This window comes from Serratia sp. NCCP-200 (assembly GCF_059697885.1).
In genome coordinates, this window is sequence record NZ_BAAKUJ010000001.1 from 262,163 (window position 1) to 283,891 (window position 21,729).

19 protein-coding genes are annotated in these 21,729 nt (G+C 52.1%); 6 read left to right on the forward strand and 13 right to left on the reverse strand.

All coding sequences use genetic code 11. The features are described from left to right. Window positions 1-6 precede the first annotated feature (6 nt). The gene (ppk1, locus tag AC6HVW_RS01205; protein WP_065686554.1) at window positions 7-2,070 is read right to left on the reverse strand and encodes a polyphosphate kinase 1; all 2,064 of its coding nucleotides are present in this window, start codon (window positions 2,068-2,070) and stop codon (window positions 7-9) included. A gap of 255 nt (window positions 2,071-2,325) precedes the next feature. Here ppk1 and AC6HVW_RS01210 point away from each other — a divergent pair, with 255 nt between their 5' ends. From AC6HVW_RS01210 to pstB, 3 genes are read left to right on the forward strand one after another with little or no spacing between them, the layout of a single operon-like run. Beyond that, window positions 2,326-4,485: an ABC transporter permease subunit gene (locus AC6HVW_RS01210; RefSeq protein WP_497569242.1), complete on the forward strand. Its 2,160-nt coding sequence runs from the start codon at window positions 2,326-2,328 to the stop codon at window positions 4,483-4,485. Further along, the gene (gene pstA, locus AC6HVW_RS01215; RefSeq protein ID WP_059201482.1) at window positions 4,482-6,134 is read left to right on the forward strand and encodes a phosphate ABC transporter permease PstA; all 1,653 of its coding nucleotides are present in this window, start codon (window positions 4,482-4,484) and stop codon (window positions 6,132-6,134) included. Before AC6HVW_RS01210 ends, pstA begins: the two co-directional genes overlap by 4 nt. Before the next feature lie 28 nt (window positions 6,135-6,162). Continuing rightward, window positions 6,163-6,975 carry a phosphate ABC transporter ATP-binding protein PstB gene (gene pstB / locus AC6HVW_RS01220; RefSeq protein ID WP_021807126.1) on the forward strand — a complete coding sequence of 271 codons (813 nt, stop codon included), beginning with the start codon at window positions 6,163-6,165 and terminating at the stop codon, window positions 6,973-6,975. A 12-nt stretch (window positions 6,976-6,987) separates the two neighbouring features. On the opposite strand, the gene AC6HVW_RS01225 is transcribed toward pstB, so the two are convergent. Continuing rightward, entirely contained in the window at window positions 6,988-7,716 is a 729-nt protein-coding gene (locus tag AC6HVW_RS01225; protein ID WP_254698859.1) for a bactofilin family protein, read from the reverse strand. A 310-nt stretch (window positions 7,717-8,026) separates the two neighbouring features. Here AC6HVW_RS01225 and AC6HVW_RS01230 point away from each other — a divergent pair, with 310 nt between their 5' ends. Continuing rightward, window positions 8,027-8,533, forward strand: a complete 507-nt coding sequence (locus AC6HVW_RS01230) for a DUF1993 domain-containing protein (protein WP_059201481.1) — start codon at window positions 8,027-8,029, stop codon at window positions 8,531-8,533. 42 nt (window positions 8,534-8,575) lie between these two features. Here the strand turns inward: AC6HVW_RS01230 and speG are convergent, their stop codons facing one another. From speG to purM, 3 genes are all read right to left on the reverse strand, one after another. Further along, a complete protein-coding gene (gene speG, locus AC6HVW_RS01235; protein ID WP_037376386.1) occupies window positions 8,576-9,133 on the reverse strand; it encodes a spermidine N1-acetyltransferase in 558 nt (185 codons plus the stop codon). Window positions 9,134-9,245: 112 nt separating this feature from the next. After that, a complete protein-coding gene (gene purN, locus AC6HVW_RS01240) occupies window positions 9,246-9,884 on the reverse strand; it encodes a phosphoribosylglycinamide formyltransferase (RefSeq protein WP_071683864.1) in 639 nt (212 codons plus the stop codon). Further along, complete coding sequence (purM, locus tag AC6HVW_RS01245) at window positions 9,884-10,921, reverse strand: phosphoribosylformylglycinamidine cyclo-ligase (protein WP_071683863.1); 1,038 nt, start codon at window positions 10,919-10,921, stop codon at window positions 9,884-9,886. The genes purN and purM overlap by 1 nt, the downstream gene beginning before the upstream one ends. A 255-nt stretch (window positions 10,922-11,176) precedes the next feature. Here purM and upp point away from each other — a divergent pair, with 255 nt between their 5' ends. Both upp and uraA read left to right on the forward strand, forming a co-directional pair. Next, on the forward strand, window positions 11,177-11,803 hold the full coding sequence (gene upp, locus AC6HVW_RS01250) for a uracil phosphoribosyltransferase (protein ID WP_024484908.1): 627 nt from the start codon (window positions 11,177-11,179) through the stop codon (window positions 11,801-11,803). 120 nt (window positions 11,804-11,923) lie between these two features. Continuing rightward, on the forward strand, window positions 11,924-13,213 hold the full coding sequence (gene uraA, locus AC6HVW_RS01255; protein WP_021178765.1) for a uracil permease: 1,290 nt from the start codon (window positions 11,924-11,926) through the stop codon (window positions 13,211-13,213). A gap of 180 nt (window positions 13,214-13,393) precedes the next feature. Here uraA and AC6HVW_RS01260 read toward each other — a convergent pair whose 3' ends face one another. The 8 genes from AC6HVW_RS01260 to AC6HVW_RS01295 all read right to left on the reverse strand — a co-directional run bounded on the left by AC6HVW_RS01260 (window position 13,394) and on the right by AC6HVW_RS01295 (window position 21,719). After that, on the reverse strand, window positions 13,394-13,894 hold the full coding sequence (locus AC6HVW_RS01260; RefSeq protein ID WP_059201479.1) for a YqeJ family protein: 501 nt from the start codon (window positions 13,892-13,894) through the stop codon (window positions 13,394-13,396). Continuing rightward, on the reverse strand, window positions 13,884-14,678 hold the full coding sequence (locus AC6HVW_RS01265; protein WP_071683862.1) for a winged helix-turn-helix domain-containing protein: 795 nt from the start codon (window positions 14,676-14,678) through the stop codon (window positions 13,884-13,886). Before AC6HVW_RS01265 ends, AC6HVW_RS01260 begins: the two co-directional genes overlap by 11 nt. 200 nt (window positions 14,679-14,878) lie before the next feature. Then, complete coding sequence (locus AC6HVW_RS01270) at window positions 14,879-15,589, reverse strand: winged helix-turn-helix domain-containing protein (RefSeq protein ID WP_071683861.1); 711 nt, start codon at window positions 15,587-15,589, stop codon at window positions 14,879-14,881. 243 nt (window positions 15,590-15,832) lie between these two features. Next, the gene (locus AC6HVW_RS01275; protein ID WP_071683860.1) at window positions 15,833-16,984 is read right to left on the reverse strand and encodes a fimbrial protein; all 1,152 of its coding nucleotides are present in this window, start codon (window positions 16,982-16,984) and stop codon (window positions 15,833-15,835) included. 2 nt (window positions 16,985-16,986) lie between these two features. Continuing rightward, window positions 16,987-19,545, reverse strand: coding sequence for a fimbria/pilus outer membrane usher protein (locus AC6HVW_RS01280; RefSeq protein WP_071683859.1), 2,559 nt, complete (start codon window positions 19,543-19,545; stop codon window positions 16,987-16,989). Between the two features lie 47 nt (window positions 19,546-19,592). Next, window positions 19,593-20,321, reverse strand: coding sequence for a fimbrial biogenesis chaperone (locus tag AC6HVW_RS01285; protein WP_071683858.1), 729 nt, complete (start codon window positions 20,319-20,321; stop codon window positions 19,593-19,595). Window positions 20,322-20,379: 58 nt separating this feature from the next. Then, the gene (locus AC6HVW_RS01290) at window positions 20,380-20,940 is read right to left on the reverse strand and encodes a fimbrial protein (protein WP_021178761.1); all 561 of its coding nucleotides are present in this window, start codon (window positions 20,938-20,940) and stop codon (window positions 20,380-20,382) included. Between the two features lie 212 nt (window positions 20,941-21,152). Next, on the reverse strand, window positions 21,153-21,719 hold the full coding sequence (locus AC6HVW_RS01295) for a helix-turn-helix transcriptional regulator (RefSeq protein WP_071683857.1): 567 nt from the start codon (window positions 21,717-21,719) through the stop codon (window positions 21,153-21,155). Window positions 21,720-21,729 lie beyond the last annotated feature (10 nt).

Consider the following 21,729-nt stretch of genomic DNA (forward strand, 5'->3'; position numbering starts at 1 on the left):
GCTGGCCTAGTTGTCCGGTTGTTCCAGAGCTTTTAAATACTCATAAATGGCCACCTGTGCACGGACCTTACGGCGATTGCCACGCGGTACATACTGGTTGCTCAGTTCTTTATCGATATAGCGGGCCTTGACCGTATCGCTAAACAGCAGCTCCAGAATGTCCAGAACGCGCTGTTTGAGCGCCGGATCCAGCAGCGATACAGCCACTTCGATACGGTAATCTATGTTGCGGGTCATCCAGTCGGCGGAAGAGAGGTAAACCCGTTTGTCACCTTTGTTTTCGAAAACGTATACCCGATCGTGTTCCAGGAAACGGTCAACGATGCTGATAACCTGAATATTGTCACTAATTCCCGGCAGGTTGGGGATCAGCGAACACATGCCGCGCACCAACAGACGGATTTTCACGCCGGCAGCGGCAGCGGTATATAACCGATCTACCAGCCCTTTATCCACCAGATTATTTATTTTCAACATAATAGCGGCGTTTTCACCGGCTAATGCGTTGGCAATTTCCCGATCGATCAGATCGTACAGCATGCGGCGGGAGTTCTGCGGCGAAACCATCAGGTTGTCGAAGGAGACCGGCCGGTACGGATTTTCAATAAAATTGAATACCCGGCGTACTTCGTTAGTGATGCGCGAATCGGCGGTCAGCAGCGAGTAGTCGGTGTAGATACGGGCGGTTTTTTCGTTAAAGTTGCCGGTACCAATATGAGCATAGCGCACAATATCGTCGCCTTCACGGCGCGAGATCAGGAATAGTTTGGCGTGGATTTTCAGCCCCGGTGCGGAGAAGATCACGTGCACCCCGGCCTCGGTCAAGCGTTTGGCCCAGTGGATGTTGGCCTCTTCGTCGAAGCGTGCCTGTAGCTCGACCACCACGGTCACTTTCTTGCCGTTATGCGCCGCATGGATCATCGATTCGATAATGCGTGAGTCTTTGGCTACCCGATAGATATTGATTTTTATCGCCAGCACGCTGGGATCGAACGACGCCTGACGCAGCAGCTCCAGCACGTGTTCAAAAGTGTGGTACGGGTAGTACAGCAGCACGTCTTTTTCGCGGATGGCATCGAAGCCGTTACGGAATTTATCGAACCAGATATGCCGCAAGCGTGGTAGTGGGCGGTTAACCAGATTGGCCTTACCGACGTTCGGGAAGCTGATGAAGTCTTTGAAATTGTGGTAGCGGCCACCGGCGATCACCGAGTCGTAGTTGGATATCCCCAGCTTGTTACGCAGCAACTCCACCATCTCGTTGGGCATATCGCGCTGATACACAAAGCGTACCGGCTCGGCGGTCAGGCGCTGTTTCAGGCTTGACGACATCAGTTCCAACAGGCTGGATTCCATTTCGGTCACCAGATCGTATTCTGCATCGCGCGTCATTTTCATCGAATAGGCGTTGAGCGCATCATAGTCGAAGAAGCCCTTGAAGATGTCGTCCAGGCAATAGCGCAGGATGTTATCCAACAAGATCATTGGCTTGCGGCGGCGGGGGGCTTCCGGCGGCAGATTGACGAAACGGGGCACTTTGTCGGAAGGAATTTCCAGTAACGCATAATCGATGCGCGTACCGCGAATGATCTCCACCGCCAGATAGGTGTAATCGTCCTTCAGGAACTGCACCAAATTGGTGTCATGATTGATCAGGATCGGCGTGATGTGCTGGCGCAAATGATGCTTGAAGTATTGCCGCAGCCAGATTTGCTGGTTCTCCGACACCTGACGCTCGTTGATCAGGAAGATCTGGTTGCGCGCCATCTCCAGCAGCAGATCGTTGTACAGGCTGTCGAACTCCTGGTCGGTCTTCAGCACCTTGGCCTGAATTTTTTTCAGCAAATGACGTGACGCGCCACCTGAACCCTGTTCTTCGCTGATCAAGATGCGCCGTTTCAGATCGGCAAAACGGACTTTATAGAATTCATCCAGGTTATTGGAGTAAATGCCCAGAAATCGCATGCGCTCAATCAAGGGATTGCTCTTATCTGCGGCTTCCTGCAACACGCGTTCATTAAAGGATAACCAGCTTAATTCTTTATCGATGTAGAGCTTTTCCTGACCCATTGCTACTCCAGTTCAATTTTAGAAAAGGATCGGACTTATCGCCGAATACCGCTCTAGTGTCCTTCTTCATTATTGCGAGAGATTGACAACAATGTCCAACATATCTGCGGAGTTATCCCGCCGCATTGCCCGCTGCAAATTGTTATCGGCCCAGCATGGCACCCGGCAACTTTGTCATGCAAACGTCACAAAACTGACATAAGATGCCCGGTTATCTTTGGGTGCAAGCCCGACAACGGAACCGACGACAGGCAAATGGCACAGACAACGCTTAACCAACATCCCCGGGATCGCCTGCGTGCGCACGTTGATCGTGGCGTACAAGGGGCCGTGACCGTCAGCGGGCTGCTGGTATTGATGACGCTGATGCTGATCTTTGTCTATCTATTGCTTTCGGTTTTGCCGCTGTTCAAACCGGCCTCGCTAGGCACTTCACGCGTATTGCCAATGAGCTACAGCTCCCCAGCGCTGGCCATCGGGATGGACGTACAGCAGCGTATTGGTTATCGCATCGATCGTCAGGGGGAAGGGCATTTTTATCTGTTGCAGGCACCGAACAATACTCCTATACAGCAAACGCTATTGAGCCAGCCTACATTATTGGCTCAGGCGGTTGGGGAGCGTGACCTGTTTGCCCTGGCACGGGCGGATGGCCGATTGATAGTTGCCTTGGCCGATTTTGCACCGTCGGGCGGTGTTGAACCGCAGTGGCGTTTTCCGCTGGGGCAGGAGCCTTTGGCGTTTGATCCCCATGGGCATGCACTGACATTGCTAAGCCTGGCGCAAGTCCGCCGGGGCAACTTCCTGCTGGCGGCGGTAACGGACGACAACCGGTTGCTGTTTGGGCGGTTCAACCCGACGCTTCAGGGCCAACCCACGGAAATCCCTTTGTCCGCCGCGCCACAACAACTGTTGCTAACGCCTGATGGCCGCCAGCTTTATCTGTTAACCGGTAACCAACTGGCCCGCTATCAGATTGAAGGGGCACAGCCGCAGCTGCGAGAGACGCGAACCCTGGGTGAACATCCTCCCTACCGTCTGACGGCGTTGCCAGGGGGGAGCGCATTATTGATCCAGGCTGGCGACGGTAGCCTGCGTGAATGGTTTGACGTGGAGAAAAACCAGCGCTATCAGTTAGCACCGATACAGCAATTTGCCCATCAGACTACCACGCAGGAGTTGTTGGTCGCCGAGCCGTATCGGCGGGTGTTCGCAACCTTGCAGCCACAGGGCGAGTTCGCCTTGTTTTCCAGTATCCAGTCCAAGCCGTTGCTGAAGGACAAGCTCTCCGTCAACGTACAACAGATGGCTTTTGCCCCACGTGGCGACGGTCTGTTGCTGGAAACTGCCCAGGGTTGGCAGCATTACGCCGTGGACAATCTCTATCCAGACGTCACCTGGCGTTCCCTGTGGCAGCGGCTGTGGTATGAGAACTACCCTGAACCGGCGTATGTGTGGCAATCCACTTCGGGTGAAGATAGCTACCAGGCTAAATTCAGCCTGATGCCGGTGATCTTTGGCACCTTCAAGGCGGCAGCGTACTCCATGTTATTCGCCATTCCGCTGGCGCTGGCCGGGGCGATCTATACCGCCTGCTTTATGTCGGCAGGGTTAAGGCGGGTCGTCAAACCGGCGGTCGAGGTGATGGGCGCGTTACCAACGGTGGTGATTGGGCTGGTGGCCGGTATCTGGCTGGCGCCGATGATCGAGCGTTATCTGCTGGCCGTGTTGGCCTTGCCGTTCCTGTTGGCCGGGGTCGTGCTGCTATGCAGTTGGCTGGTTAACCGATTTACGACGCGGCCTTGGTCACCAGGTTGGGATTTACTGTTGCTGTTACCTGTAGTGGTGCTAACGATTTGGCTGGCGCTTGCCGTAGGGCCTTGGCTGGAGCTTAAGCTGTTTGGTGAGCCGCTGCATTTCTGGTTGGGCGAGGACTTCGACCAGCGCAATACGTTGGTGGTGGGCGTGGCGATGGGCTTCGCACTGGTGCCGATTATCTTTTCGCTGGCAGAGGATGCGTTGTTCAGCGTGCCAGACTCGCTTAGCCGGGGTTCGTTGGCCCTGGGGGCTACCCAGTGGCAAACTGTATTACGCGTAGTGTTGCCTTCCGCCAGCGCCGGTATTTTCTCTGCGCTGATGATCGGTTTTGGCCGCGCGGTGGGGGAAACCATGATCGTGCTGATGGCCACCGGCAACACGCCGCTGATCGACGGCAGCCTGTTCCAGGGCTTACGGGCGATGGCGGCCAATATCGCGATCGAAATGCCAGAGGCCGTCACGGGCAGCAGCCATTATCGGGTGCTGTTCTTGACCGCGCTGGTGCTGTTTATCTTTACCTTTGTGTTTAACACGCTGGCGGAGGCGGTACGGTTACGCTTGCGTAAGCGCTATACGCTGAACCAGGAGACACCATGAGAAGCTGGGTGAAAAGCGGCTCCCCGTGGATTTGGCTGACGGCGGCATCGGTGGCCATCAGCCTGCTGGCGCTGATCGGCATTTTACTGCTGCTGGCCGGGCAGGGGACGCGTTATTTCTGGCCTAGCCCGGTCTATCAGTTCGAGCTGAATCAGACGGCCGCAGGCCCGGTAACGATCGTGGGGGAGCTGTATCAACGGCAGACGATCTCGCGCCAGCAATTGCAAGACGCCGGTGTTGCATTGCCACCAGGGGAGGCGCAAAGCTTTATCCGCTACCTGATCAAAGTGGGAAACCGGGAAAGCGAAGGGCAGGATTTCCGTACTTTGCTGGCCAGTGACGTCAGTAGAATGACCACCCCACGCGATTTATTAGTGTTGGAGCGTAACAGCAACGGCACCGCGTACGGCTACCTGGCTGGTTTACTGGAGGATGGCCAACCGTTGACCGGCAGCGATCTCAGCCAGGCGTTGCAACAGCGCTTGCCGCAGATTGCGGCGCTGACGCGACAGGCGCGTGATATTCAGTTCCGCGACATGGCGCGGATTAACGAACAGTTTGAACATTTACGCCTGCATGAAAAGAGCCTGCAGCGTGAGAATAAGCTGGATGCGCGCTGGCAAGCCTCTATCCGTGCCGAACGGCAGGAGTTGCAACGCCAATACCGCCAGCTTGCAGGCAAACTGCAAGGGTTGGAACGCGATCGCCAGCGTGATGCCTTGCTGCTGCGCGACATGCACGGGCAGGTTCACACCATTGCCCTGAGCCAGGTGCGCGATGCCTGGTATCCCAATGACATGAGCAGCGGGCAGAAGCTGGCGCATTGGACCAAGCAAGTACAAAAATTCCTGACCGACAGCCCACGGGAAGCCAATACCGAAGGGGGCGTGTTCCCGGCGATTTTTGGTACCGTGTTGATGGTGATCCTGATGTCGATCGTGGTAATGCCGTTTGGCGTGATTGCCGCCGTCTATCTGCACGAGTATGCCGGTAATAATCTGCTGACGCGGCTGATCCGCATCTCGGTAGTGAATCTGGCGGGGGTGCCGTCGATCGTCTACGGGGTATTTGGTCTGGGGTTCTTTGTCTATATGGTGGGCGGCTCGCTCGATCGGCTGTTTTACGCCGATTCCTTGCCGAACCCGACGTTCGGCACACCGGGCGTGCTGTGGGCCGCCTTGACCCTGGCATTGCTGACCTTGCCGGTGGTGATTGTTGCCACTGAAGAAGGGTTGTCGCGTATTCCCGTTTCGTTGCGCCAGGGGTCTTTGGCTCTGGGAGCCACCCGGGCGGAAACGCTCTGGCGGATCGTGCTGCCGATGGCTGCACCGGCGATGATGACCGGCCTGATCCTGGCTGTAGCACGAGCGGCGGGGGAAACGGCACCGCTTATGCTGGTTGGCGTGGTGAAATCGGTACCGGTGCTGCCGGTGGACGATATTTTTCCCTATTTGCACCTGGAACGTAAATTCATGCACCTGAGCTTCCAGATTTACGATATGGCGTTTCAGAGCCCTAGCGTAGAAGCGGCGCGGCCACTGGTGTTTGCCACGGCATTCCTGCTGGTGTTAATTGTTGTTGGGTTGAATCTGACGGCAATGGGCATCCGGCATTCGCTAAGGGAGCGGTATAAAGCATGGTCGCAGTAACAAGATTGAATCTTTTGGGGAGCGCCAAATGAGTCTGATAACGCCGGGCAGCCTACCCCGGTTGGATGTCCAGCAGTTGGCCGATGAACATACCGTACTGGCGGTCAACGGTCTGGATCTGTTTTATGGTGACAAGCAGGTGCTGCACAATATTTCCCTGCGTATTCCCAAACACCGGGTGACGGCGCTGATCGGCCCTTCTGGCTGCGGCAAGTCGACGCTGTTGCGCTGCTTTAACCGGATGAACGATCTGGTGGATCGCTGCCGGATTGACGGCGAACTGCAGCTTAATGGCGAAACCATTTCCGGCCCGCAGATTGACGTTGCCGCATTGCGGCGGCGCGTGGGCATGGTATTCCAGCGGCCCAACCCGTTCCCGAAATCGATCTACGAAAACGTGGTTTACGGCCTGCGCTTACAGGGCGTCCGCGACAGGCGTATTCTGGATGAAGCCGTAGAGCGATCCTTGCGTGCCGCCGCGCTGTGGCACGAGGTGAAAGATCGGCTACGGGAAAATGCGTTCCGCCTTTCCAGCGGCCAACAACAACGATTGGTGATTGCACGGGCGATCGCGGTTGAACCGGAAGTGTTGCTGCTTGATGAGCCGACCTCTGCGCTGGATCCGATTTCTACCTTAACCATCGAGGAGCTGATTTCGGTGCTGAAACAGCGCTACAGCGTAGTGTTGGTGACCCACAACATGCAGCAGGCCGCGCGGGTTTCCGACTATACGGCGTTTATCCACCAGGGGACGCTGGTGGAATATAACGATACCGACGCGATTTTCACTTCGCCACGCCAACGCCGTACAGAGGATTACATCACTGGCCGCTATGGTTGACGGACGAGCAGCTTAATTGGCCTGCTTGCTCGGCTGTTCCTGTTGTTCAGGTTCAACCTTTTTCAGCGCGGTCACTTTTGCCTGAGTGGGCTGGGCCTGAGGAGGCGTTTTTTGCATCAGCTGCGACTGGCCAATAAACAGGCCGCCTTTCTCGATGGAGATTTCGTCGGCGAAAATATCCCCGCGCATGCTGCCCTTAGGCTGGATTGACAGCGAGTCGGCGAAGCAACGGCCTTCAACCGGGCCATTGATCATGATCTGCTGGGCGCGGATTTCGCCTTTGACATGGCCGCTGGTTTCAATGCGCACCATGTGGCTGCAAATGATGTTTCCTTCAACCCGACCTTCGACAATGATATTGCCATCGCCTTCGATCACGCCGGTGAACAGTGCACCATTGGAGATAAAGGTGTCCTTCTTGGCACGGATTGGCTTGATGGCATCGGCAACTTCAGGCAGGGCGTTTGGCTCAGAGTGAGCGGCCGGCTGAGGCACAGGCTGATCAATCAGCTCCTGCGCTTTTTCCTCATTAACGGCTTTATTTTTCTTATTGAATGACAGCATTTGATTCGTCCTTGTTATTTTGTAGATAAACGCCAGCGTTGCCAACAGTGCCAGGACCAAGGTGGCCAGCAGCGCGCGTTTTATGTAGATACCGGTGAAGCTGATCCCTGTCAGCCAGAGAACGATGGACAGCGTCCATAATCCCCATAAACACCATAATAAGTTGTAATTACGCATGTTTTTCAGGCCGTTGAAGTCCATTCGCCGCGAAAGTGCGGGATGCCAGGCGGCAGCCAGCGTGACGGTTCCTGTAAGGCTATCCGTAGTAGCGAGTGATGATACCTAATAATGCGAGCTAATTCACCACTCGCTTGACCAACCAGGGATATTCTTAAATGGTCATGGAAATTGATTATTTATATGATTTTTATGGTTAAATTGGTTTTTTTGCATGAATATGGGGCGCGGACACAATCTGTCAAATAACTCAACGACATTACTCTGGCAACCGGCGTAAGATGGCTGGTCATTCACATCTGGAGGTTGTATGTCTTTATCGATTTATGCCCACTCCCCATTGCAGTTTGCTCGTGGTTTGCAGATCCTGTCGGCGTTACTGAAAAAAGGTGAGCAGTTCTTGCAGCAGAAGCAGCAGGCTGAAAGCGTGCTGTTAGAAGCCCGACTGGCGCCAGATATGTTTCCACTGCTACGGCAGGTACAGATTGCCAGCGATGCTGCCAAAGGCGCAGTGGCCAGATTAGCCGGGCAGGAAGTACCGTCCATGCCGGATAACGAAGCCAGCTTTGCCGAGCTGTACCAGCGTATCGAAAAAACTATCGCCTATGTGCAGGGCTTCCAGGCGGCCGATTTCGCCGAGGCCGATAGCCGCAATATTGAGATAAAAAGCAAAACGCGTGATTTTCACTTCACCGCGCAAGATTTCCTGCTGACTTTCGCCATCCCCAACTTTTATTTCCACCTGACCACCGCCTACAACATCCTGCGTAATCAGGGTGTGGAAGTGGGGAAATTGGATTATCTGGGCGCGAAGTAATTTTGGATCTTTCGGGGAGAGGAATATCTCCCCGGTTTGCTGTTATTTAACCAATGGCCTATCGCCAGGCTGGGCAGTCTTGAACTTCGCCAAATACTGCGGCTGGAATATGCACATGCGCAGCACGGTGCGGTATGCGCCGCTAACGAAGAATTCGTCAATCAGTTCGCCTTCCACCTCAAAGCCCAGCTTGCTGTAAATATGGATCGCCTTCGGGTTTTCTTTATCGACGATCAAATACAGCTTATACAGGTTAAGTACCGAGAAGCCGTAGTCCATCGCTAGTTTGGCGGCGGTGCTGGCGTAGCCTTTGCCCTGATGCGCCGGATCGATGATGATCTGGAATTCGGCGCGGCGGTGAATATGGTCGATCTCTACCAGTTCCACCAGCCCGACCTTGGCCCCTTCATGCTCGATGATAAAACGCCGTTCGCTCTGGTCGTGAATGTGTTTATCGTACAGATCGGAAAGCTCGACAAAGGCTTCATAGGGTTCTTCGAACCAGTAGCGCATGACGCTGGCGTTGTTATCCATCTGGTGAACAAACGCCAGATCTTCCCGCTCCAGCGGGCGTAGCCTGACGTTGGTGGTGCTCGACATACATTCTCCTCGGTATTATTAATCTGGCAAAAGTATAACCTCAGGAGCTGATTGAAGGCGAAAAAAAACGGCACCGTGAAAGGCACCGTTTAGCTTGCGGTTAAATTGCGGGTCAGTCGGCGGCATAGCCTTGTGCTGGCAGGCGTTCACCATCCAGCCAGGCAGCGTTGTCGCGCATTGCCAGGCGCCCTTCGATAAACCAGCTCACCACCAGAGGGTATATGGTGTGTTCCTGGGTCTGCACCCGCTCAATGACCTCATCTTCCTCGTCACCGGGGAAGATCGGCACCTTGGCTTGCAGGATCACCGGGCCACCGTCGAGCTGCTCCGTGACGAAATGTACCGAAGTGCCATGCTCGGCGTCGCCGTTGTCGATAGCCTGGCGATGGGTATGCAACCCGGGGTATTTCGGCAGCAGGGAAGGGTGGATATTCAGCATGCGCCCGGCATAGCGCTGCACAAACGCGTTGCTGAGAATGCGCATATAACCGGCCAGCACCACCAGATCGGGTTGGTATTGGTCGATAGCTTGCGCCAGCGCGGCGTCAAAGGCTTCGCGATCGGCAAAGGCTTTGGCATCCAGCGCTTGAGCGGCAATGCCTGCCTCTTCTGCACGCTGCAGGCCATAAGCCTGTGCGTTGTTGCTGAGTACCGCCACGATAGTGGCGGCGATCCTGCCCTGTTGGCAGGCGTCGATCAGTGCCTGGAGATTACTCCCCTGGCCGGAGACCAACACCACAATCTTTTTCATCACTGGATGACCACTTGTTGTTCGTCAGAAGAAGCGGTCAGTTTACCAATCTGCCAGGCTTTTTCACCCGCAGCGGTCAATATTGCGATGGCTTTTTCTACCGACTCCTGTGGCAGCGCGATCACCATACCGACACCGCAGTTAAAGGTACGATACATTTCATGGCGGCTCACGTTGCCCGCCTGCTGCAACCAACTAAACACGGCAGGCCACTGCCAGCTAGATTCGTCGATCACCGCCTGCATCCCTTCTGGCAGCACGCGTGGGATGTTTTCCCAGAAGCCGCCACCGGTCAGGTGAGCTATCGCATGCACTTCCACTTTCTCGATCAATTCCAGTACCGATTTGACGTAAATCTTGGTCGGCTCGAGCAGATGATCTGCCAGCGGTTTGCCTGCCAGGTCGGTGGTAGTGGGGTCGGTCTTGCTCACTTCCAGGATCTTGCGCACCAGCGAATAACCGTTGGAGTGCGGGCCTGAAGCGCCCAGAGCGATCAGCGCATCGCCAGACTCTACTTTGCTGCCGTCGATGATTTCGGATTTCTCAACCACGCCCACGCAGAAACCGGCGACGTCATAGTCTTCACCGTGGTACATGCCAGGCATTTCGGCAGTTTCACCACCCACTAACGCACAGCCGGATTGTTTACAGCCTTCGGCAATCCCGGTGATCACGCTGGCGGCGGTATCCACATCCAGTTTGCCGGTGGCGAAGTAATCGAGGAAGAACAGCGGCTCAGCGCCCTGAACCACCAGATCGTTAACACACATCGCCACCAGATCGATACCGATGGTGTCGTGGCGTTTTAAATCCATCGCCAGACGCAGCTTGGTGCCCACGCCGTCGGTGCCGGAAACCAGTATCGGCTCGCGGTATTTCTGCGGCAACGCGCACAGGGCGCCAAAACCGCCCAGCCCACCCATTACTTCCGGGCGGCGGGTCTGTTTCACTACACCTTTGATGCGGTCTACCAATGCGTTGCCAGCATCGATATCGACACCTGCGTCTTTATAGCTGAGAGAGGTTTTGTCGGTCACTGCGCGATCCCCACGACGGTTTGCGGTTTGAGAACGGTGCTTCCGGCGGTGATGCCGGAACCAGGCGCGGCAATTCTAACAGCGCAAGCAAACGTTTGCGAGAACCATGTGAGCCCGCTCGAACTTTTCGTCTTCTATACTGTTGATCACTCTTTTGTTGATCTCGATCTGGCTATTGGTAGTGGCGTCGGGAGCAAAAGGCGGTATAATCCGGCGATTTTTTTGGCCGTCAACCACCTTAATAGGAGAAAAATGATGAAGATCGTTGAGGTGAAACACCCGCTGGTTAAGCACAAGCTTGGTCTGATGCGCGAACACGATATCAGCACCAAACGCTTTCGTGAGCTGGCTTCTGAAGTGGGTAGTTTGCTGACCTATGAAGCGACCGCCGATCTGGTGACAGAGAAAGTTACCATCGAAGGCTGGTGTGGGCCGGTTGAAGTTGAGCAGATTAAAGGGAAAAAAATTACCGTAGTGCCTATCCTGCGTGCCGGTCTGGGCATGATGGAAGGAGTGCTGGAGCACGTACCGAGTGCTCGTATCAGCGTGGTTGGGGTTTATCGTGATGAAGAAACCCTGGAGCCGGTCCCTTATTTCCAGAAACTGGTTTCCAACATTGACGAGCGCATGGCGCTGGTGGTTGACCCAATGCTGGCTACCGGTGGTTCGATGATCGCCACTATCGACCTGCTGAAGAAAGCCGGTTGCAGCAGCATCAAGGTGCTGGTGCTGGTCGCCGCTCCTGAAGGGATCGCCGCGCTGGAGAAAGCGCATCCAGATGTTGAGCTGTATACCGCGTCGATCGATCAATGTCTGAATGACAAAGGGTACATCGTGCCTGGCCTGGGTGATGCAGGCGACAAGATATTTGGTACCAAATAATAAATAAGCCGACCTGAGAGTCGGCTTTTTAATGCCCTTTGGATTGCTAACACTGGCAATCCATTGGGTATTAATCACCAAGCTAACACAACTGATACTAACTCAGAGGAAAAACACCCCATGACCCGTCGCGCCATCGGCGTTAGTGAACGCCCGCCGCTGTTCCAGACCATCCCACTCAGCTTCCAGCATCTGTTTGCCATGTTCGGGGCCACCGTGCTGGTGCCGATCCTGTTCAAGATCAACCCGGCGACGGTGCTGTTGTTCAACGGCGTGGGGACATTGCTGTATCTGTTTATCTGTAAAGGCAAGATACCTGCCTATCTGGGTTCCAGCTTTGCGTTTATTTCACCGGTGTTGCTGCTGTTGCCGCTGGGGTATGAGGTTGCACTGGGCGGTTTTATCATGTGTGGCGTGTTGTTCTGCCTGGTGGCGTTGATCGTCAAGAAGGCGGGAACCGGCTGGCTGGATGTGATGTTCCCGCCTGCGGCGATGGGCGCAATCGTTGCCGTCATCGGTTTGGAGTTGGCGGGCGTGGCGGCCAACATGGCCGGGCTGCTACCGGCGGAAGGCACCTCCGCAGACAGCACGACCATCACTATTTCACTGGTGACGCTGGGTGTTACCGTATTGGGCTCGGTGCTGTTCCGCGGCTTCCTGGCGATTATCCCGATCCTGATCGGGGTGTTGGTAGGCTATGCGCTGTCGTTCTTTATGGGCGTGGTGGATCTGACGCCAATCCGTGACGCGCACTGGTTTGCCTTGCCGACCTTCTACACGCCACGCTTTGAGTGGTTTGCCATCTTTACCATTCTGCCAGCGGCATTGGTGGTGATTGCCGAGCACGTTGGTCACCTGGTAGTCACGGCGAACATCGTTAAAAAAGACCTGCTGCGCGATCCGGGCCTGCACCGTTCCATGTTTGCTAACGGGATTTCTACCGTGATCTCCGGCTTCTTCGGCTCTACGCCTAACACCACCTATGGTGAGAACATCGGTGTCATGGCCATCACTAAGGTTTATAGCACCTGGGTGATCGGCGGCGCGGCTATTCTGGCCATTCTGCTTTCCTGCGTAGGCAAGCTGGCGGCGGCGATCCAGGTGGTACCGGTGCCGGTAATGGGTGGTGTTTCCCTGTTGCTGTATGGTGTAATTGGCGCTTCGGGTATCCGCGTATTGATCGAATCCAAGGTGGATTACAACAAGGCGCAGAACCTGATCCTGACTTCGGTGATCTTGATTATTGGCGTTAGCGGCGCGAAAGTGCATATCGGTGCGGCGGAGCTGAAAGGTATGGCATTGGCGACCATCGTTGGCGTCGGCCTGAGCCTGCTGTTCAAGCTGATCAGCCTGTACCGCAAGGAAGAAGAAGTGATCGATGTGCCAGAAGAGCGACTGGACCAAAAATAATCGGCAAAGCTCTATTAGCTTGCTGGTAGAGTGGGCCTGATGATGATTGTGCCTTCATGGTCAGGGAATGTCTCTTGAGTGCTTCTAGGTCCACTATAGCCTGCTTGCCGTGTCTTGATAGCAGGCTATTGGTACGGATAATTGGGCAACAGGATAGTACATCTGCCAACGGTTGCCCGGTTATAACCGATTACAATAAAAGACCGGAATGTCGGTTTCATAGATAAAGTACCCTTGCTTACCTGCTGGGCGTATGGTGTAGCCTGACAAACTGTTTATTTTAGAAAAAACATCGGGTACAAGGCGTTTTTCGACATTTTCAGGGATGGTGTCTCGGGCATATTTATTTATATAGAGGGTTTTAAAAAAATACAAGCCATTATCGTCAACTTGGTAGCTGACAATGATATCACGCCTGATAAAGTACGTGTTCTTCCCATCATAAAAGTTTGCAGTTATTGAGAGTTTACCTCTGCCATCATCTTTGTCGCTGTCGCCTTTTAAATTTATTATAATGTTATAGTTGGCAACCACTTCAGGTTTTGGTACGTAAAATTTAAAATAAAGCTTAGACTCACAAGAGATAGTTTCTGTTTTATTATCTAAATAAAAAATGTAATACGCTACGGCCAGCATGGCACATAATAACATTACTAATGGAATAATGACTTTAGTTTTCATAGCCAGTCCAATGATATGATTTACAATTACTTCTAGCATCACCATCAATGCGGTTATCACATAAGAAAATTGATTCTCGTTTAATTACAGGGTTTCCAAAGTAATACAAAGACTGGTTTCCTACGTTATTACACTCTATGCTGTGATTTTCAATTCTTGATTTTATATATAAGGGAGTGAATTCCCCATCTTCCCCATAAATATCACAATGCTGATACTTCCCTATTAATGTGTAACCGACCCCTAAAGGTTTTTTGACGTTGTAAATATAAATTGATGAGCCAATGATGAGGGTGAAAATCATCACAAAATAAAAGGTGCTGCGTCTTTTTAGTAAGCTGGTTTTTTTGGGGGGTAACGCATTGATTACTAATGCAGGCTTTTCTTCCACCTCTTGCTGTTTTTCTTGATGATTATCTTCTTTTACGTATTCAACTTCATTTTGGAATAGCTCAATAGTAAATTCTTGCGGGATATTGAACCCGGAACGCGGAGTTGTTTTAATAATGTTTTTATCTAACCCCAGTGAGCAAAGGTGTTTTCTCAGGATATAGATATGTTGATATAGGGTATTAGTGCCTACAATGACACCTTTCTGTCCCCAAATGTCATCGATAAGCTCATCTGGAGAGACAATTTGATGATCTGCATCAATGAGTTTCTGTAAACATTTAGCCGCAGGGTTAGAAAGCTTTTCTTTTACTTCTGGCTCATTAAGGTTGAAAACTTCCCCGTCATCAATATTGTAAACTATCTTTTTATCTATCAAATAGTAACCAACCATCTCAATCCTCTGAGTAATGAATGCCACCCATAAGGATGGGATTATTCCCAGCGCATGTAAAGTCTTATCCCGATTTAATTTAACATCTATATAGTGTCTAAGAGTAAACCGGCAACGTGCGGCGGCCAGGTACAGATACTTTGCTGCAGCAGAAAGGGCCGGAGGGGGCCCTTACTCCGGCTCCGCATATTGTCTGCGTTTCAGATGCGGGTGCAGTACAATAGTGTGGTATCGGTCTGGCCTACCAGATAGCCTTGTTTGCCAACCAGGCATACTATGTCATCCGCCAAACCCTTCACTATATGTTTGCTTGGGCTTTGACAAGCGGGCTCTCTATTATGCGCTTTTGAATTGATATAGTTCCAGGATAAATTATCAGAGGAGCTAAAGAGGGGACGGTTTCCATTTTGATACGAAAGCGAGACATTATTTAACGGTTGGCGATCGCTATTAACCAACAAAATGATTAGGCTAATAATAAACGGAATGAAATAAAATAGTTTATGCCACCCGGATGAGCTCTCAACCAGGGTCGGGATGCTAGCATTTTCTGCGCATCGAAATTCATTCTCCATCCGCTCAATAGTAAAGTTTGTGGATATATTAAATCCGAGCTGCGGCGTGGTTTTAATAATCTCTCTATCTATGCCTAAAGCCCCGAAATTTTTTCTTAACATATAAATATGTTGGTAAAGCGTATTCGGGCCGACAACCATTCCTTTTTGTCCCCAAATATCCTTAACAAGAGCATCTTGTGAGATGATCTGATGCTTGGCATCAATCAGGATCCGTAGGCACTCGGCGCCAGGTTTTGATAGCTTTATTTTTAAATCTGGTTTATTCAGCTTAAAAATGACACCTTCTACACTATTGTAAACTATAGTTTTGTTAATCAGGTAATCATTAGTCATTTCAAGCTCCTTCAAGGTGAGAATAATCTGAAGGCGGTGAGTCTAGCATATAGAATATGCTAGACCACAGAAAGGATTGCAGGGATATAAATATCATAATCAGAAAGCAAGAGAGATAAGGGCTGAAGGTGTGTTTGCTGGCCGTCTTTTGTTAGCTAGGTTCAGAAAAATGTCGCCATGGTTGGCGACATTGAAGGGGGATAATTATCATTCTTATTGCGTATGATGCCGTTGACTAGTTTGCTAATAATAATTGATGGTGAATACAACCTTGCTGTCTGCTTTACCGGGTGTCACTTTGTTTTCTGTCTTGATATACCTGGCTACCAATGGAATAGTCAGGCTGGTACTGGCACTATTGCTAACGGCGATCCGCTGCTCATTGCCGAGATTGAACAGGGTATTGCTAGCCTTGTTACCCGAAGCCAGCTGGATACCAACGCCGTTTGCCGTGTTGTTTGATGGCTCTAACTTGACGATGCCGTTGGCGGCGTTGATATTACCATATAATGCAGATAGCTTAAGTCCAATGGCATTACCGGTATATTTTAACCCGGAAATCGCGCCGGTTAAGTGCACCGTGTTAAAGGCATTATTGATATAACCGTAGAACCTTGGGCAGTTGGTCATTTTTATTGAGGCATCGCGCCATTCGCTGGAGCCTTTTGACATCATATCAAAGATGTCCCAAGAGCCGAGATCGACAGTATAATCCGGTACGCTGCAGGTTTGAGAAATGATCCTTAAACTGCCGCTAAAGTTGACGGTGTAAGGCTTCCACGAATAAAGGACGGCGCTGCCGTTGGCAACGGTGTAATCGTTACGAATGACGGCGGTAGGTAAGGAGCTGCCGTTCAGCGTACCCGGTGTGATATTACCGGTTTTTATCAGTAACATCGTGATGGTGGTCCACACCTGTATATCACCAATGCTGGCTCGAGTTTCACTGTACCATTGATAGGCGGTGGCATTAAGACCCGTGTTGCCTCTGGCGATCACCACGCCAACGCCAGGGATATTGGTGTTGTATATTTTTCCTGAATAAGTTCCCCCTTGCCAGCTGGAAAGCGACTGCGGCATTTTGGTGAGATAAATATATTGCCTGTCCGTATGTGGGCCGGTGCCATCACAAAGACCATGGGGCGCTTTGGCATAATCCTTGGTTGAAGTGATGTTTTGCCGATAAATGATGGACCCGAGGGGGAGTTCGTTACCCACGGTGATATTCCCTCCCTGCAAGGGAAAGGCATCGGTTCTGACCGGCACATTTATCTTACAGGTTAGCGCTAAACCAGCCGAACTGTAGGCAACCAGAACGACCAATAAGGCGTGCAAGCTATAGTTAGTTAAGGTCGATCGAATGCTTTCAAGCCACCCGTTAGTAAAACTGTTCATTGTTAATCCTCCCGGCAGATTGAATCAAAGCGGATAATGTTTTTAATGGTCGAGCCTGGTTGCTTAGGCGGTAAAATATAATTCAGCTGGCAGTATTGACCCGGTTGGCTACCCCACTTGACCGTAAGCTGGTCCCGTTGCTTTTCTACCCGCGCGTAGATTTGCCCCATCTGACCAACGCTGCCGATGTTGTTTTTCACACTGTCGAACACTTCGGCCCCAAACGGCACCGCTTCGCCATTAGCGCGTTGTGCCATGATCAACAGCGGTGTCCCTTGCTGGGTTTTAAACGTCACCTTGCTCACCGCACCTGCATGTGGGGCAACTTTGTCACTGGTATTTTCCAACTCGACCTCGTACGGCATGCCTTTTGGATCGATGGTGATTTCATTCATCTCATACGGGTTCAGATAGGGTACTGCGGCGTGTCCCCATGGATCGATGCGCACACCGGAATAGCCGCCAACCTTGGCGCCCGTCGCCCCCTTGGCTTCAACCACGGCGAAGGTATCGCCGGTATAAGGGGTCATGACAACACCTTGCGGCCAGGCGATCATCGTGCCACTCAGCCCAGCCGACGCATTCTGGTAATGTCTGCCCGCGCCGTAAGTGGCGGTCATATGGGTATAAGCTGAGCGGTAACCGCCGTTGAGTGCCATGCTGCTGCCCCCACCCTGGTTATAATGCATCGCGCTGGCACCGTAGTTGTATTGATAGTCCTCCCCGGCACTGCCGGAAATCCCGACTTGTTGGCCACTTTGCCCCGTGGTGCTGTGATTCAGACTGGCACTCAGCGATGGTAGATTGGCATTTTCTTTACGCCCTAATGGCATGCTGAGGTTAAGCAGCCAGTTGGTTTCCATCCCGCCCCGCATGCCGCGAACGCGCCCGGCGCTCAGGCTGTAGCTGATATCGCGATACTCGTTGCTGTAGCCCAGTTGATATTGAAGATCGGTATTGCCTTGATTCCAGTAATCCTGGGTATAACCGGTGACATACATTTGCCCCCAACCGGCTGGCAGCCCCTGATTCATGGTGATATTAAAGCGGTTACGTGGCCGCCAGATATTGTCAGCCGATTGGCCGCGCTGCTCGGCATCGATCGCCCTCATGGCGGTCATATAGTCGTAATAGCCGGAGGTTGAATAGCGATAGGCGGCGATGGTCAGGTTGCTGTTGGTTGCCGGCAAGAACTTGCTGTAGCTCAACTGGAAGCTCTGCCCGCTGTTCATCCGCTCTTTGGTGCTATTCAGATGGACTCGAGCCTGGCTGACATCGGCGGAGAACGCGCCAATGGAGGTGCTCAATGCTGCCCCCAATTGCAGCGCATAGTAATCATTACTTGCCTGCAGGCCGCCGTAGCCTGTCAGGGTATTGGTCAACCCGCGCTGGTAAGTGGCCTGGACCAGAGTGGGGTTTGTGGACAGCGAGATATCATTGAGCTTACCCGCTACCACATCGTAGTGGTGGGTTCCTGGGCGTAACAACTGGGCGACTGATGCATAAGGAACCTGGAAGTTCTGCACACTGCCGTCTGCTTCCTTCACTGTTACGTCCAGATTGCCGCCAAAGCCGGTCGGGTACAGGTCGTCAATCACAAAGGCCCCCGGTGATACCGTGGTCTCATAAATAACCAGACTATTCTGGCGCACGGTTACCCGCGCATTGGTCCGTGCGATCCCACGGATATTGGGGGCATATCCGCGCAGGGAAGGGGCCAGCATGCGGTCGTCGTTGACTAGTTCAATCCCTCTGAATGGCAGAGTATCAAACACCTGTCCTTTGGTGCTGGTTTCCCCTAGGCGCACGCGACCCAAGATCGCCGGAATATCGCGTTCGACATAGTTGTTAATCGACTGGTATTGCCCGCCGATCCTCTGCTGCCAGTTATAATTCCCGTCGTGGCGGAAATACCAAGCGCCGATATTGATGCCTGCATTTATCCCGGTGTAGACCGAGTTACTGGTTTCTCCACGTGAGTGCGTGGTATAGACGTTGGTGTTGTATCCTAACAGCAGCGCAGGGATGCCCTTGTCCCACAGTTCTGGGCTGACATAGCCGCGCGCGATATTTTGCATCATTGCTTGCGGGATGCTGATATCCAGGCGTTGCAACCCTGAGTCGAACGCCACCTGAGCCTGTGGGATCAGGTGGGTGAGTGGATAGCAACTTTGTTCATTGCGTAGTGCCTCGGTAAAAGAGGTTGGTAGCTGGCTGTAGTTAAAGTTGATTTTTTTCAGGATGGCTGGTGACAAGCAAGGTAAGACTTGCTTATCCGCCTGCTCGACAAACAACACCTTTTCGTGCGTCGCCAATTCGCCGTTAACAAATATATCGGCCGGGTAGGTGCCTGGTGAAGCTGCCGCGCCGTGTTCAAAACGGGATAAATCAACCGCCTCTGCCTCAGACGAGCTTAGAAATATCGGGTCGAAACGCACGCCCGTTCCCGTAGGAGCATCGTTGCGCAAAATCGCTGGCGTATCTTCTGTGGCATGGGCCGCAGGCATGACGGCCAACATTACCATGGTAGCCAATAGAGAATAATGGAATGGATGACGCATAGTAGATAAACAACCCTGTTTATATTTATCCCAAATAAAACGACGGATTAAAGAACAGCCTTCACTGTTTTAACCGCCCCCCAGTCGTTAACATATTCGTAGGAGATTGCAGTTCCCGCAGGTAAAGTGCGCGCGTCTTTCAGTGTGAAATGTTGAACGCCGCCAGGAGGAACCATCTCGCCTTCCGTAGAGAACGTATTTCCCCCTTGATGCACGACCACCGAGACTAACGAAACGTAATAGGGCGAGGAGTTGGCTGCCTGAAGTTTTCCGTTGCTAAATGACCAAACCAATTTTTCGGCGGCGTCGGCCGCTTTGGTGTTATCGGCAATGGCAGCCGGACGATAGAAGATTTTTATCCGGGTACGGAAGGCGACCTGCAGGCGATTTGGCGCGATATTTTCCTTCACTGGTGGAATTTCCAATACGTTCAGCCAATACACGGATTCTTTATTTTCAGGCAGCGCAGGAGATGCGGTATAACTCAGGCGCAGCGTCTGGCTTTTATTGGGATCGATGCGGTTAATGGGAGGCGTCAGAATAAAGGGTACGCGGATTTTTTCCGGTTTGGCATCGGAGTCGCCGGTATCAATCCAGCTTTGTACCAACATGGGAGCCTGTCCGACATTCGATAATTTAACGGTCACTTCCTTGTCATTCCCTGGATAAACCACGCGGGTCCCATTGACCACAATACTGGCCGAGCCAGGCAGCGGGGAAATCAGAAGAAAGCATAAGGCGGCCCAGAGTGTAAACGGGAATGATTTGCTGAACATAAATGCACTATCCTTGAACAATGAACAGGGAGGTTACCCTCCCTGATAAATCAAAACATTATTTGTATTGCAGGTTATAAACTACGCTACTGGTCACGGTACCCGGCGTGGTTTGGCCATTGGCATAATATTCAACGGCGTAAGGCAACAGCGCGGTACCCTTGGCCTGATCGATATCGATATAAGTCATATCGTTGACCTGGTTGGTGCTACCGATGTCGATGACTTTATAGTTGCCAGACACGTCCAGTAATTGCAGATCAACCTTGGTGGCGCTACCGCCAACGTTTTTCAGGCGCCCAGTGCCCAGGTCTACCGTATTGCCCGGCTGGAAGAACGCCGAAACCTTGGAATGGCCACCTGCAGTACCGATCACACATTTGGAGATGTTCATCTTGAAAGAGGCACGGCCGGTGGTGTCACCAGCGCTGGTCAGTTCGGTTACGCTAACGGTGGGTAGAATGATGGTGGCATCTGCGCCCTGGCCTTCGATGTCCACGTCACAGGTGCTGTCAGTCAGCAGGCCATTAAACGTAATGGTACCGGTTGAGGCAGCCTGTACAGAAGTAGCCAAACCCAGTGCAGCCAGCAGAGAAAGACTAACAATTGTTTTTTTCATCTTTAAAACGTCCTTTATAGATCGAGTATCGTTACCATCATGGTAATACTTGGTGTGTAAGTAGGTTGTAGCGAACAATAAGTGGCTTATTAATTCGTCACGCCTCCTTTTTTAAACGTAAAGCTACGTTCAAACCTGTCGCCCATTAATACGGCTACCTTTAACGAGCGGTTAAATTATCTGACTTGGTTTAAATGACGGATTTACACGCTTCAGTGCAGTCCGAGGATTTTAACCTTCATCATCAATTCCTGATTGCTGAGTACGCCCAGTCGTTTCATTGAATTACGCTTGTGGGTACTAATCGTTTTAACGCTTTTGTGGGTCAACTGCGCCACCCGGTGTGGGCTATGGCCCATCGATAAATGCCGCACCGTTTCCCTTTCCATTTCAGACAAGTTCAACATTGGGGGGCTGTTTATATCAAACCGGCCCATTAAGAACAGCATCGATAATTTTTTTTGTAATTCTTGTTTTAATCTGGTGATGGTTATATCCAGATCGAACAGGCAAACGCTCCAGTCGGTAGGGGTACCTTGTAACAAACGCTGGCAGCGTTCAGAACAAAAAACGATGCTGGGTGTCTTCGGTTTTGGTCGGTTAACAAAAGGCAGCACGTCGGTCAGGCACTTCTGGCTGATTATCCATATGTCGATTTGAGGTATTGCCTGTCCTAGCTCCAAAGGCATGCGTAGAGGAATATCGGCCAAGACGCTTTCTACTCCATATTTAAAAAATGAGTCAACCCCATAAATATTGATTGCTGGTTTATACTTCATTTCTTCCTCA

Coding starts and splice junctions, on each gene's coding strand:
- AC6HVW_RS01295 (WP_071683857.1), bottom strand. CDS start 21,719: ATGAAGTATAAACCAGCAATCAATATTTATGGGGTTGACTCATTTTTT.
- AC6HVW_RS01265 (WP_071683862.1), bottom strand. CDS start 14,678: ATGGTTGGTTACTATTTGATAGATAAAAAGATAGTTTACAATATTGAT.
- AC6HVW_RS01275 (WP_071683860.1), bottom strand. CDS start 16,984: ATGAACAGTTTTACTAACGGGTGGCTTGAAAGCATTCGATCGACCTTA.
- AC6HVW_RS01290 (WP_021178761.1), bottom strand. CDS start 20,940: ATGAAAAAAACAATTGTTAGTCTTTCTCTGCTGGCTGCACTGGGTTTG.
- AC6HVW_RS01225 (WP_254698859.1), bottom strand. CDS start 7,716: ATGCGTAATTACAACTTATTATGGTGTTTATGGGGATTATGGACGCTG.
- AC6HVW_RS01285 (WP_071683858.1), bottom strand. CDS start 20,321: ATGTTCAGCAAATCATTCCCGTTTACACTCTGGGCCGCCTTATGCTTT.
- AC6HVW_RS01270 (WP_071683861.1), bottom strand. CDS start 15,589: ATGACTAATGATTACCTGATTAACAAAACTATAGTTTACAATAGTGTA.
- ppk1 (WP_065686554.1), bottom strand. CDS start 2,070: ATGGGTCAGGAAAAGCTCTACATCGATAAAGAATTAAGCTGGTTATCC.
- AC6HVW_RS01210 (WP_497569242.1), top strand. CDS start 2,326: ATGGCACAGACAACGCTTAACCAACATCCCCGGGATCGCCTGCGTGCG.
- pstB (WP_021807126.1), top strand. CDS start 6,163: ATGAGTCTGATAACGCCGGGCAGCCTACCCCGGTTGGATGTCCAGCAG.
- AC6HVW_RS01280 (WP_071683859.1), bottom strand. CDS start 19,545: ATGCGTCATCCATTCCATTATTCTCTATTGGCTACCATGGTAATGTTG.
- upp (WP_024484908.1), top strand. CDS start 11,177: ATGAAGATCGTTGAGGTGAAACACCCGCTGGTTAAGCACAAGCTTGGT.
- speG (WP_037376386.1), bottom strand. CDS start 9,133: ATGTCGAGCACCACCAACGTCAGGCTACGCCCGCTGGAGCGGGAAGAT.
- pstA (WP_059201482.1), top strand. CDS start 4,482: ATGAGAAGCTGGGTGAAAAGCGGCTCCCCGTGGATTTGGCTGACGGCG.
- AC6HVW_RS01230 (WP_059201481.1), top strand. CDS start 8,027: ATGTCTTTATCGATTTATGCCCACTCCCCATTGCAGTTTGCTCGTGGT.
- AC6HVW_RS01260 (WP_059201479.1), bottom strand. CDS start 13,894: ATGAAAACTAAAGTCATTATTCCATTAGTAATGTTATTATGTGCCATG.
- uraA (WP_021178765.1), top strand. CDS start 11,924: ATGACCCGTCGCGCCATCGGCGTTAGTGAACGCCCGCCGCTGTTCCAG.
- purN (WP_071683864.1), bottom strand. CDS start 9,884: ATGAAAAAGATTGTGGTGTTGGTCTCCGGCCAGGGGAGTAATCTCCAG.